Below are 12,262 nucleotides of genomic sequence, written 5' to 3'. Positions count from 1 at the left end.
CCCCCCCCCCCCCCCCCCCCCCCCCCCCACTCGAGGAGGTCGGGAGAGGGGAGGCCGGGAGGGAGGGGGTCAGAGGGCGGTGATGATGTCCTCGACGCGCGCCTTGGCGTCGCCGAAGAGCATCTGGGTGTTCTCGCGGAAGAACAGCGGGTTCTGCACGCCCGCGTAGCCGGTGGCCATCGAGCGCTTGAAGACGATGACGTCCTTGGCCTCCCACACCCGCAGCACCGGCATCCCGGCGATCGGGGAGGTGGGGTCCTCGGCCGCCGCCGGGTTGACAGTGTCGTTGGCGCCGATGACGAGCACGACGTCGGTCTCGGCCAGGTCGTCGTTGACCTCGTCCATCTCCAGGACGATGTCATAGGGGACCTTGGCCTCGGCCAGCAGGACGTTCATGTGCCCGGGTAGCCGCCCCGCCACGGGGTGGATGCCGAAGCGGACGTCGGTACCGCCGGCCCGTAGGCGCTTGGTCAGCTCGGCGACGGCGTGCTGGGCCTGGGCGGTGGCCATCCCGTACCCGGGGGTGATGACGACCGAGCGCGCCGCGGTGAGCAGCGAGGCGGCGCCCTCGGCGGTGACCTCGCGGTGCTCGCCGTAGTCGGTGTCGTCGGAGGCGGCGGTGCCGGCCTCGACGCCGAACCCGCCGGCGATGACCGAGATGAACGAGCGGTTCATCGCCCGGCACATGATGTAGGAGAGGTAGGCACCCGAGGACCCGACCAGCGCCCCGGTGATGATGAGCAGGTCGTTGCCCAGGAGGAAGCCGGCCGCCGCCGCCGCCCAGCCGGAGTAGCTGTTGAGCATCGAGACCACGACCGGCATGTCGCCGCCGCCGATCGAGGCCACGAGGTGCCACCCGAGCGCCAGCGCCAGCAGCGTGACGAACCCCAGCAGCAGGTGCCGGACGAACACGCCGTCCTCGGGCACCAGCGTGTAGACGACGGTCAGCACGACGAAGAGCCCGAGCGCCCCCACGTTGAGGTGGTTGCGGTACGGCAGCATCAGCGGCTTCGACGGCATCCGCGCCGACAGCTTGAGGAAGGCGACGATCGAGCCGGTGAAGGTGACCGCGCCGATGAAGACGCCGACGAAGACCTCGACGTCGTGGATCGTCGGGTACGCCGTCAGCTCGTAGGAGGAGTTCCAGCCGACGAGCACCGCCGCGAGACCGACGAAGCTGTGCAGCATCGCGATGAGCTCGGGCATGCCGGTCATCTCGACCTTGCGGGCGCGGTCCAGGCCGATCGCGGCGCCGATGGCCATCGCGACGACGATGAGGAGGAGGCCGACCCAGCCCGACCCGCCGTCACCGGCGGTCGCGGCCAGCACGGTGGCCACGAGCGCGACGCCCATCCCGACGATGCCGAACCGGTTGCCGGAGCGGGCGGACTCGTGCCGGGAGAGCCCGGCCAGGGCGAGGATGAAGAGCAGCCCGGCGACGATGTAGGCGCCCTGGACGAGGGTGGCGCTCATCGGGCCGGCTCCTCGCGCTTGAACATCTCGAGCATTCGGGCCGTCACCCGGAACCCGCCGAAGACGTTGATGCTCGCCACGAGGATGCCGACGAAGGCGAGCACGGAGACCGCGACGCTGTCGTGCCCGACCTGGAGCAGCGCGCCGACGACGATGATGCCGCTGATCGCGTTGGTCACGCTCATCAACGGGGTGTGCAGCGCGTGGTGGACGTTGCCGATCACGTAGAAACCGATGACGACCGCGAGCATGAAGACCATGAAGTGGCCGAGGAACGGCGGTGGGGCGAAGGCCGACACGAGCAGGAAGAGCGCCGCACCGGCACCGGCCAGGGCCAGCTTCGTGGAGCGGGACATCGGCTCCTTGACCGGCTTCGCGGGCGCGGCGACCGTGGCGACGTCGGTGCCCGCGGCCGGGGCGGCCGAGACCTGCACCGGCGGCGGCGGCCACAGCACCTGGCCCTCGTGGGCGACGGTCATCCCGCGCTGGACGACGTCGTCGAGGTCGAGCCGGGCCTCGCCGTCCTTGTCGGGCGTCAGCAGCCTGAGGAGGTTGACGAGGTTGGTGCCGAACAGCTGGCTGGCCTGGGTCGGCAGCCGGCCGGGCAGGTCGGTGTAGCCGAGCAGCGTCACGCCGTTCGCGGTGACGACCTTCTCGCCCGCGACCGTGCCGGCGACGTTGCCGCCGTTGGCCGCGGCCATGTCGACGACGACCGAGCCGGGCTTCATCGAGGCGACCATCTCCTCGGTCAGCAACCGCGGCGCCGGGCGGCCGGGGATGAGGGCCGTGGTGATGACGATGTCGACGTCGGCGGCCTGCGCGGCGTAGAGCGCGGCGGCCTTGGCGTCGAAGTCGGCGCTGGTCTCCTTGGCGTAGCCGTCGGCGGACGGGCCGGTGTCCTCGACGTCGATGCGCAGGAACTCGGCGCCCATCGACTCGACCTGCTCGGCGACCTCGGGGCGGGCGTCGAAGGCCCGGACCACCGCGCCGAGGCTGGACGCGGTCCCGATGGCCGCCAGCCCGGCCACGCCGGCCCCCACGACGAGGACCTTGGCCGGCGGGACCTTGCCCGCGGCGGTCACCTGGCCGGTGAAGAAGGAGCCGAACTCGTGGGCGGCCTCGACGACGGCGCGGTAGCCGCCGATGTTGGCCATCGAGGACAGCACGTCGAGGGACTGGGCGCGGCTGATGCGCGGCACGGCATCCATCGCCATCGCCGTCACGCCCCGGTCGGCGAGCGCCTGCACCAGGTCGGGGCTGAGGGCCGGGGCCATCAGGCAGGCCAGGACCTGACCGCCGCGCAGCCGCGCGACCTCGGCGTCGGTTGGCGCGGTGACCTTCAGGACGACGTCGGCGTTCCACACCGCGTCGTCGATGACGTCCGCGCCGGCCTCGCGGTAGGCCTGGTCGGCGAAGCTCGAGGCGACACCCGCCCCGGCCTCGACGAAGACCGTGTACCCCAGGGCGAGCAGCTGCTCGACGGTCTTCGGGGTCGCGGCGACACGGGTCTCCCCGGGTCGGGACTCGCGGGGGACACCGATGCGCACTGGGCTTCCTCTCCGGCGGGGACGGTCCCGCACGAACCTAGCCTGTCGAGCCCGGCGAGGCACGGTGGTGTCACCGGCGACACACGGCGGCGCGCCGGCCCCCGTGGGGACCGGCGCGCCGGGTGGTGCGGGTGCGGCTCGCTCCCGGCTCAGCCCTCGGAGCGGCGGAATCCGGAGCGCTCGGCGGCGGCGGCGTCGTAGAACCACACGTGCGCCTCGGCGTCGTCGTAGCCCGGGTCGCCGGGGAGGCGGTAGGTCATCGTGTCGCGGTAGCCCTGGACCGGGTGGTCCATCGGCTGCGCACCGTCCTCGATGGCGGCCGCCGAGCCCATGCCGTAGCCGCCGTCGCGGATCTCGTCGAAGTCCGAGACCCGGCGGGGGGTGCGGCCGGCGGGCTGGTCCTCGGCGACGGGCTGCTCGTCGGCGGCGGGCCGGTCGTCCTGCGCGACGGGCTGCTCGTCGGCGGCGGCGGGCCTGTCGTCCTCCGTCGCGGGCTCGTCGTCCACTGCGGGCTGCTCGTCGTGCGGCGCGTCGTCCGTGGCGGGCTCGGGCTCCTCCACGAGCGGGGCGGCGGCCTCGTCCTCGGCGACCGGCTGCTCGACCGGGGCCGAGGCGGCCTCGTGGGCGCGCTCCTCCTCGGGCGTGTCCTCGTCGGATGCCTCCTCGGCGACCGGCTGCTCGACCGGCTCGGCGGACTCGGGGTGCACCGGCTCCATGCCGGCGGCCGCGGCCTCGCGGTCCATCTCCTCGCGCTCGGCGGCGAGCTCGTCGGCCCGCTCGGCGTTCTCGGCGAGCAGCTCGCCCTCGTCGGCCGACCAGTCCCGCTCCGGGGTCGGGTCGTACGCGTCGTCGTCGGATGCCGCCGGCTCCTCGGGCTCGGTGAAGGCCCCGGCGCCGGGGTCCTCGCTCACCTCGGAGCCCTCGGCCGGCTGCTCCTCGTGCGCCGAGGCCTCGCGGACCTCCCCGGCGTCCTCCGCGGGCTCGTCACCGTCCGGCTCCCCGCTCGGGTCGGCGTCCGGCTCCTCGGAGGGCTGCTGCTCCACGGGCTCGTCCGCGACGTCGTCGGCGTGCGGGCCACCCCACTCGCCGGGAGGCGCCTGGGCCTCGCTCGCGGCGGTGCGGCTGTCGTCGGCCTCGTCGGCAGGCTTCTGGTCCATGTCGGCCCCGGTACCCGCCGACGCCCTCGGCCACACGTACTCCTCCTCGGCGTCGTCGTCACCGTCGCGGAAGTCGGTCGCCGCGGCGATGCGGGCGCTGCGCTCCTCGGACCCCTCGTCCGCGGGCTCCTGCGCCGGCTCCTCGGCGGGAGCGTCGACGGGGGTCGTCTCGTCCGCGCCGGGCTCCTCGGCGATGCGCTCCTCCGCCACCGGCTCCTCGGCGATGCGCTCCTCGGCCGGCGCCTCCTCGACGGGCTCCGGGTGCTCCGGCTGCTCGACGGCGGGGCCGCGCACCACGCCTCCGATGTCGCGCCCCATGACGGCCGCGCCGGCAGCGCCGGGCACCGGGGCGGCCGGGCTGCCCGCCCAGGCGGCGCGCTCGGCCTCCTCGCGCATCTGCCGGGCCTCGGCGCGCGTCATCGGGCGACGCTCGTCGGCCGAACCCGACGACGCGACATCGGGGTCGACCTCGTCGGCCCGGCCGAGCATCGCCGCGTAGTCGGTGCGCGCGACCTCGACCGTCTCCCGGTGGCCCGCCGCCTCCTCGGCCAGCCGGTCCGCCTCGGAGCGCGCCACCTCGGCCCGCTCCTCCGCCTGCTGCGCGAACGCCTCCTGCCCGGGCAGGCCGGCGGCCACCGCCTCGGCCTCGGCCCGCAGGCCCGCCGCCTCGGCGCGCGCCTCGTCCTTGCGGGCCGACGACCGCCGCACCAGGAGCCACACGAGGGCCACCGCCACGACGACGACGAGGAGGAGGACGAGCAGCTGGGGGGTGGTCATGCGTACTTCCTGTCGACAGGACACCGCACAGTCGGCGTCGGCGGACAAACCTACCGTCGGAGCGGCGGCCGACCCCGTGGAGGGTGGCCGCCGTTCCGCATCCCCTGCGCCGGCGAACCTAGCGCCGCCCGCCCCGGCGCACCAGTCCCCGGAGCGCACGGCGGAACGGAGGGGTGCGGCGGCGTCCCCGCTGGTCAGGCGGGCCGGAGCGCTCCCGGTGCGCTCAGAGGCCGAGCTCGGCGACCGTGGCCTCGCGCATCTCGACCTTGCGGACCTTGCCCGTGACCGTCATCGGGAACTCCTCGACGACCTTGACGTAGCGCGGCACCTTGTAGTGCGCGAGCTTGCCGGCGCAGAACTCGCGCACCGCCTCGACCGTCAGCGGGGCCGCGCCGTCCTTCATCCGCACCCAGGCGCACAGCTCCTCGCCGTACTTCTCGTCGGGGACGCCGATCACCTGGGCGTCGAGGACGTCCGGGTGCGTGTAGAGGAACTCCTCGACCTCGCGCGGGTAGACGTTCTCGCCGCCCCGGATGACCATGTCCTTGATCCGACCGGTGATCTCGACGAAGCCGTCCTCGTCCATGACCGCGATGTCACCGGTGTGCATCCAGCCGTCGACGAGGACCTCGGCGGTCTTCTCCGGCTCCTCCCAGTACCCGAGCATCACCGAGTACCCCTTGGTGCAGAACTCCCCCGGCGTCCCGCGCGGCACGGTGTCCCCGCTCACCGGGTCGACGACCTTGATCTCCAGGTGCGGGTGCACCGACCCCACGGTGCCCACCTTCTGCTCGAAGGTGTCGTCGGTGTGGTTCTGCGTCGACACCGGCGAGGTCTCGGTCATGCCGTAGCAGATGGTCATCTCCTCGATGCCGGCCTCGATGAGCTTGGTCATCATCGATGCGGGACACGGCGAGCCCGCCATGATGCCGGTGCGCACCGAGGACAGGTCGTACGAGTCGAACTCCGGCAGAGCCCATTCCGCGATGAACATGGTCGGCACGCCGTAGAGCGAGGTGCACCGCTCCTCGGCGACGGCGGCCAGCGTGAGCGCCGGGTCGAAGCCCGGCGCGGGGATGACCATGCAGGCGCCGTGGGTGACCGCCGCGAGGTTGCCCATGACCATCCCGAAGCAGTGGTAGAAGGGCACGGGGATGCAGATGCGGTCGACCTCGGTGTACCCGCACGTCTCGCCGACGAGGTAGCCGTTGTTGAGGATGTTGTGGTGCGAGAGGGTCGCGCCCTTCGGGAACCCCGTGGTCCCGGACGTGTACTGGATGTTGATGGGCTCGTGCGGGTCGAGGTCGTGCTGGAGCATCGTCAACCGCTCCGGGCTGACCTCGTCGGCCCGCTCGAGCAGCGTGCGCCACGAGTCCTTCCCGATGACGACCACCGCCTCGAGCGACGGGCACTCGGGGCGCACCGCCTCGACCATCGCGACGTAGTCGGAGGTCTTGAACGACTCCGCCGTGACGAGCACCCGCACGCCGGCCTGCTGCAGCACGTAGGTCAGCTCGTGGCTGCGGTACGCCGGGTTGATGTTGACCAGGACCGCGCCGATCTTGGCGGTGGCGAGCTGGGTGAGCACCCACTCGGTGCAGTTGGGGGCCCAGATGCCGACCCGGTCGCCCTTCTCGAGGCCCACCGCCACGAGCCCGCGCGCCAGCCGGTCGACCTCGGCGCCCAGCTCGGCCCAGGTCATCCGGACCCCCTGGGCCCGGTCCACGAGCGCGTCGCGGTCGGGGAAGGCCTCGACCGTGGCGTCGAGGTTGTCGCCGATCGTCTGCTCGAGCAGCGCGGGCGCGGTGGCGCCGACGGCGTGCGAGAGCTGCGGGTCGGGGGTCGTGGCCATCGTGGTCCCTCCATCGGATGCGGGTCGCCCCCAGCCAACACGTCCGGACCGGTTCCGGCAACCAGCCTGCCCGCCGGCCCGGGAACACCGTTCGAGGACACCGGAGGTCAAGCACGGGTAGATCCAACGTAAAGACTTCGCATGGGGATGCGTGAACCGGTCCCCGCACCGGTGCGCGCCGCCCTACGTTCCCGCCATGAGCCTGCGCACCGGCGCCGTCACCGCCCTCCTGACGGCCACCGTCCTCGTCACCACGGCGGCCACCGCCACCTCCGCCCCGAGCACTCCGCGAGGGGAGGGCGTGGGTGTCCTCCGGGTCGCGACGAGCAACCCGGCCACCGCGGCCCGCAGCCTGCAGGCCGCCGGCTTCGACCTCGTGGAGTCGCGGATCGGGAAGGACCTGCTCGTCGTCGGCGACTCCACCGACCGCGCCCGGCTCGTCCGCATGGGCTACCGGGTCACGGTGCAGCAGAGGGCGCCCCGCACCGAGCGACCGACGCGGTCGACCACGGGCATCGCCGCTGCCACCGCCACCTTCTACGGCGGCTACCGGACCGCCGACGAGTACGTCCAGCACCTCTCCGACGTCGCGGCCGCCCACCCGGACCTCGCCGTCACCCGGGACGTCGGCGACTCGTGGCGCAAGACGCAGGGCCTGGCCACCGGCAACGACCTCGTCGCCGTCTGCCTGACGAAGCAGCAGCCCGGCGACTGCCAGCTCTCCCCCACCTCGACGAAGCCGCGCTTCCTGCTCATCGGGGCGGTCCACGCGCGCGAGCTGTCCGCGACCGAGCTCTCCAGCCGGTTCGTCGACCTGCTCGCCGACGGCTACGGCACCGACGCCGAGGTCACCTCGCTGCTCGACTCCACCGAGGTCTGGGTCGTCCCCGTGGGCAACCCCGACGGCCGCGAGATCGTCGAGCAGGGCACGAGCTCGCCGTACCTCCAGCGCAAGAACGCGAACAACACGCTGGGCGCCTGCGCGGTGCCGCCGACCTCGAGCAACCAGCACGGCATCGACCTCAACCGGAACTTCACCTGGAAGTGGGGCGGGACCGGCACCTCGACCAACCCGTGCGACGCCACCTACCGCGGGGCCTCGGCGGGCAGCGAGCCCGAGACGGTCGCCCTCTCCCAGCTGATGACGACCCTGTACCCGGACCAGCGCGGACCGCTCCTCACCGACGCCGCGCCGCTGACGACCCCCGGCTACATGCTGACCCTCCACAGCTACGCCAACATGCACGTCATCCCGTGGGGTGACACCACGACGAAGGCCCCCAACGACGCCGGGCTGCGCTCCGCCGCCTTCCGGGCCAGCTGGTACAACGGCTACCAGACCGGCCAGCCCGGCCAGATCCTCTACACGGTGACCGGCTCGACCGACGACTACCTGTACGGCGAGCGCGGCATCGCCGCCTCGACGATGGAGGTCGGCCCGAACTCCGGCACCTGCAGCGGCTTCACGCCGGCGTACTCGTGCCAGGACGGCTTCTGGACCGCGAACAAGCCCGCGATGATGTACCTCGCCAAGGCGGCCCGGGCGCCGTACCAGCTCTCGCTCGGCCCGACGACGACCTCGGTCACCGCGCCCACCTCGACGGTCGCGGCCGGCGCATCCTTCACCCTCACCGCGACGGGCAACGACGCGGCGTACAGCGCGTCGGGGGTCGGCAAGCCCGCCGCGCAGACCGTGAACGCCGGCCGCTACTTCGTCGACACCGCGCCCTGGAACGGCGGCACGGCGGTCGCGATGACCGCGAACGACGGCTCGTGGAACTCCACCTCGGAGGTCGCCAGGGCCACCGTCCCGACCACCGGCCTCTCCGCCGGCCGGCACCAGCTGTGGGTCCAGACCCGCGACAGCGCCGGCAACTGGGGACCGGCCACGTCGGTGTTCGTCACCGTCGGCTGACCTCCGCGCCCCGGAGGAGGGGCCCCGCCACCCAGGGGGCGGCGGGGCCCTTGCCGTGGTCAGTCGCCGGGGCCCGGCCCCGGGGTCGGGCGGGAGAGCCGGTCGAGGACGCCGACGAGCAGGGCCTCGCGCAGCCGGGGCGGGCAGGCGTCGAGCAGGGCGTTCACCGGTGCCATCCGGTCGGGGAGGGCGATGCCCCCGCCGTCGCCGGCCAGGCCGGCCGCGGCGAGCACCCCGGCGAAGCCGGCGTCGTCGAGGGTCGCGGGGTCGAGCGAGGTGAGCATCCCCGCGAGGGCGGGGTCGACGGCGATGGGGCCGGCGGCGCGTGCTGCCTCGACGGCCTCCCGCAGCGCCGTGACGAACTCGGGGACCGACGGCGCCGTGGCCGCCGACAGCGTGAGGTGCAGGGTGGCCGGCAGGTCGCCGAAGGCCATCTGCGGCTGCACGAACCAGCCGCGGGCGAGCATCTCGTCGGCGATCGTGAAGACGTCGCACGATCCGTCGGTGGCCAGGGCCAGGAGCGTGGAGTCCGGCGCGGCGACGACGTGGAGCCCGTCGAGCTCCGTTGCGGCGGAGGCCAGCTCGAGGGTGGCGTCCCGAGCCGTCCGAGCCAGCCGAGCGTACCCGTCCGCCCCGATGAAGCGGGTGACCGCCCACGCCGCCGCGAGCGGGCCGCCGGACTTCGTCGACTGCATCGTGCTGTTGAGCATCGTGTAGCCGGGCCAGCCGGCCTCGGCGAAGAGGTGGCCGCGGCGCAGGGAGGCATCCCGGTGCAGCAGCAGCGAGACACCCTTCGGCGTGTACGCGTACTTGTGCAGGTCCACGCTGATGCTCGTGACGCCGGGCACGGCGAACGTCCACGGGGGCCCGTCGTCGAGGTGCGGGAGCACCCATCCCCCGATGCACGCGTCGACGTGGCAGCGGATGCCGCGCTCCGCGGCGAGGGCGGCGACCTCGGCGACCGGGTCGACGACACCGTGCGCGTACGAGGGGGCCGAGACGACGACGAGGACGGTGCTGTCGTCGACGGCCGCGGCCGTGGCCACCGGGTCGGCCCGCAGCGTGCCGGGGTCGACGTCGACGACCACGGGCCGCACCCCGAGGTACTCGGCGGCCTTGAGGAATGCGGCGTGCGCGGACGAGGGCAGGACCATGCTCGGGTCGGTGACGTGCGGCGCACCGCGCCGGGCCGCCAGCACGGCCAGCAGGATCGACTCGGTGCCGCCGGAGGTGACGGCGCCGGTGAACCCCTCCGGGGCGTCGAGCAGCCGGCCGGCGTCGGCGACGAGGTCGTTCTCCATCCGCTGCAGCGACGGGAACGCGGTGGGGTCCAACCCGTTCGACGAGGCGAACATCGCCAGGGCCTCGCGGCCCAGCGCGTCGGCCTCGGCCAGCCCGGAGTCGTAGACGTAGGCCAGCGTGCGCCCGCCGTGGGTCGGCAGGTCCCCGGCCTGCAGGTCCCGCAGGGCCGCGAGCACGGCGTCGGCGGACGGTGGTGGGGTGGGGGTCATCGGGTCACCTCGGGGTCGAGCCGGTACCGGCGCAGGACGAGCAGGGAGGCCGCCACGAGCACGGCCGGCACGACGGTGAAGCCGAGGGCGATGGCGATGCGGGCCGAGTCCGGCTGCACCGCAGCGGCATCCGTCGAGGAGACGTACCCGCCGAGGGACAGGATCCCGGCGTAGAGGAACGGGCCGAGGGCCAGCCCGAGGGTCTCGCCCGCGGTCCAGACGCCGGTGTAGGTACCGGCCCGGTCCTCCCCCGTCCGCGCGGTGTCGGCGGCGGCGACGTCGGGAAGCATCGCGAGCGGGAACATCTGGCAGGCGGCGTAGCCGACGCCGACCACCCCGACGGTGACGGCCGTCGCGGCCGTGCCGAGCTGGCTCGCGAGGAGCGTGGCCAGCGCGCCGCCGCCGAGGAGCACCGACCCCCACACGTACCCGGTGCGCTTGCCGCGGCGCTCCCCGACCCGCTGCCAGAGCGGGGTGACGAGGAGGGCGGGGGCGACGAAGCAGACGAAGAGCACGGTCGAGGCGCCGGGGCTGTCGAGCAGGACGCGCGCGACGTAGTCGACGCCGGCGAGCATCGCCCCGGTGGCCAGCGCCTGGAGGACGAAGACACCGAGCAGGGCGCGGAAGCCGTCGGACGCCGCGACCACGCGCAGCTGGTCGCGCAGGCTCCCCCCGGCGGTGGCGGCGCGGCTCATCGGGGCGCTCCGCGTGCCCCGCCAGGCGCCCACCGTGCCGACGACGATGAGCACCCCGACGAACAGGCCGACGCCCCGGTATCCCCACTCCGGGCCCAGGGCGTCGCGGACCGCGGGTGAGAGGCCACCGCTGACGAGGATGGCGAGCGCCAGGACCGCCACTCGCCACGTCATGAGGCGGGTGCGCTCGTCGTAGTCGTCGGTCATCTCGGCGGGCATCGCGACGTACGGCACCTGGAAGAAGGCGTAGGCCGTGGCGCAGGCGAGGAAGAGGACGACGACCCAGGTGGTGGCCAGGGCGGTCGGCGAGGTCGGCCCGGAGAAGAGGAGGACGAAGGCGAGCGCCAGGGCAAGCCCGGCGCGCAGGAGGAAGGGCCGCCGGCGGCCGGCGGGGTGCTGCGACCGGTCGCTGATGCGCCCCGCGACGGGGTTGAGCAGGACGTCCCAGGCCTTCGGGAGGAAGACGACGAGCCCCGCGAGGCCGGCGCCCACGCCCAGGCGGTCGGTGAGGTACGGCAGGAGGAGCAGCCCCGGGACCGTGCCGAAGGACCCGGTGGCGACCGAGCCCAGCCCGTAGCCACGGCGCGCGGAGGCGGGGAGCCCGGCCCGGGCGGGCGGCGTGGGCGTCGGTGCCATGAGCGGACCCTAACGGCGATGATGGGCCGGTGACGGCACGTCGGAGGTTCCGCGGGCGCATCGCCGGGGTGGGGTCGGGCTCGGGCGTGCGGGTCGTCGTCGGGTGGTGGCAGGAGTCGCCGTTCGGCCCGTTCGCCGATGCGATGGTCGAGACGGCCGACGGGCACCGGGTGCTGCTGGCGCCCACCCAGGAGGTCGCCGACCTCGTGTCGACGACGTACACGTTCGACGAGGTCCGCATCGAGCCGGTCGAGGTGCTCGCCGGGTCGGCCGACGACGATGCGTGGGTCCGCTCGTGGGGGCCGTCGTCCCCGTCGCTGACGCTGACGCTTGAGGTCGGGGGCCGGACGGGTCTCGGCCAATTGCTGCGGCTGGTGCCGGGGCGGCTCGCCACGAGCCCGGCGTTCGCGACGCTCACCGACCCGGTCGCGCGGGTCGCCCTCCGGGGGGTCCGGACGCGAGGGGTGGCCCAAGCCGGCCGCCGCGAGTACTACGGAGCCACCGACGTCCGGGAGGTCACCGCGATGACCGGCTCGTTCGACGGCACCGACCTCGGCGCGCTCGCACCCGTCGACCCGCCGTGCCGGTTCGGCTTCTCCTCGACGCCGCGGCGCCCCTCGGTCACCGAGGTGACGACCACCATCGTCGAGACGAGGACCTGACGAGCCGCCCGCTGAGGGTTGCGGTCCCGCCCGCTCG

Annotated in this window: 8 protein-coding genes; 2 read left to right on the top strand and 6 right to left on the bottom strand. The window is 73.9% G+C overall.

Features of this window, described 5'->3' with window-relative positions; all coding sequences use genetic code 11:
• Positions 1-69: 69 nt before the first annotated feature.
• The 4 genes from pntB to ACQZ2A_RS20880 all read right to left on the bottom strand — a co-directional run bounded on the left by pntB (position 70) and on the right by ACQZ2A_RS20880 (position 6,806).
• Entirely contained in the window at positions 70-1,473 is a 1,404-nt protein-coding gene (pntB, locus tag ACQZ2A_RS20895; RefSeq protein ID WP_430214798.1) for a Re/Si-specific NAD(P)(+) transhydrogenase subunit beta, read from the bottom strand.
• Entirely contained in the window at positions 1,470-3,020 is a 1,551-nt protein-coding gene (locus ACQZ2A_RS20890) for a Re/Si-specific NAD(P)(+) transhydrogenase subunit alpha (protein WP_430214796.1), read from the bottom strand. The genes pntB and ACQZ2A_RS20890 overlap by 4 nt, the downstream gene beginning before the upstream one ends.
• 149 nt (positions 3,021-3,169) lie before the next feature.
• Complete coding sequence (locus ACQZ2A_RS20885; protein WP_430214794.1) at positions 3,170-4,954, bottom strand: hypothetical protein; 1,785 nt, start codon at positions 4,952-4,954, stop codon at positions 3,170-3,172.
• A 223-nt stretch (positions 4,955-5,177) separates the two neighbouring features.
• Positions 5,178-6,806 (bottom strand): AMP-binding protein, encoded by a 1,629-nt coding sequence (locus ACQZ2A_RS20880; protein ID WP_430214792.1) that lies wholly within the window; start codon positions 6,804-6,806, stop codon positions 5,178-5,180.
• Between the two features lie 196 nt (positions 6,807-7,002).
• On the opposite strand from ACQZ2A_RS20880, the gene ACQZ2A_RS20875 reads away from it, so the two are divergent.
• Complete coding sequence (locus ACQZ2A_RS20875) at positions 7,003-8,721, top strand: M14 family zinc carboxypeptidase (RefSeq protein WP_430214791.1); 1,719 nt, start codon at positions 7,003-7,005, stop codon at positions 8,719-8,721.
• A gap of 59 nt (positions 8,722-8,780) precedes the next feature.
• Here the strand turns inward: ACQZ2A_RS20875 and ACQZ2A_RS20870 are convergent, their stop codons facing one another.
• Complete coding sequence (locus tag ACQZ2A_RS20870; RefSeq protein ID WP_430214790.1) at positions 8,781-10,232, bottom strand: pyridoxal phosphate-dependent decarboxylase family protein; 1,452 nt, start codon at positions 10,230-10,232, stop codon at positions 8,781-8,783.
• Positions 10,229-11,563, bottom strand: a complete 1,335-nt coding sequence (locus ACQZ2A_RS20865) for an MFS transporter (RefSeq protein ID WP_430214788.1) — start codon at positions 11,561-11,563, stop codon at positions 10,229-10,231. Before ACQZ2A_RS20865 ends, ACQZ2A_RS20870 begins: the two co-directional genes overlap by 4 nt.
• 29 nt (positions 11,564-11,592) lie before the next feature.
• On the opposite strand from ACQZ2A_RS20865, the gene ACQZ2A_RS20860 reads away from it, so the two are divergent.
• Entirely contained in the window at positions 11,593-12,225 is a 633-nt protein-coding gene (locus ACQZ2A_RS20860) for a hypothetical protein (protein ID WP_430214787.1), read from the top strand.
• The last annotated feature ends 37 nt before the right edge of the window (positions 12,226-12,262 follow it).

The sequence above is a fragment of the Phycicoccus avicenniae genome, from assembly GCF_050496545.1.
Taxonomy (GTDB): Bacteria; Actinomycetota; Actinomycetes; order Actinomycetales; family Dermatophilaceae; genus Phycicoccus; species Phycicoccus avicenniae_A.
The sequence above is the reverse complement of the archived record's forward strand: the minus strand, read 5'-3'. Positions and strand labels throughout refer to the sequence as shown.

Excerpts from the sequence above, each read along its gene's own strand:
- pntB (WP_430214798.1), bottom strand. The coding sequence starts at position 1,473 with ATGAGCGCCACCCTCGTCCAGGGCGCCTACATCGTCGCCGGGCTGCTC.
- ACQZ2A_RS20885 (WP_430214794.1), bottom strand. The coding sequence starts at position 4,954 with ATGACCACCCCCCAGCTGCTCGTCCTCCTCCTCGTCGTCGTCGTGGCG.
- ACQZ2A_RS20880 (WP_430214792.1), bottom strand. The coding sequence starts at position 6,806 with ATGGCCACGACCCCCGACCCGCAGCTCTCGCACGCCGTCGGCGCCACC.
- ACQZ2A_RS20875 (WP_430214791.1), top strand. The coding sequence starts at position 7,003 with ATGAGCCTGCGCACCGGCGCCGTCACCGCCCTCCTGACGGCCACCGTC.
- ACQZ2A_RS20870 (WP_430214790.1), bottom strand. The coding sequence starts at position 10,232 with ATGACCCCCACCCCACCACCGTCCGCCGACGCCGTGCTCGCGGCCCTG.
- ACQZ2A_RS20865 (WP_430214788.1), bottom strand. The coding sequence starts at position 11,563 with ATGGCACCGACGCCCACGCCGCCCGCCCGGGCCGGGCTCCCCGCCTCC.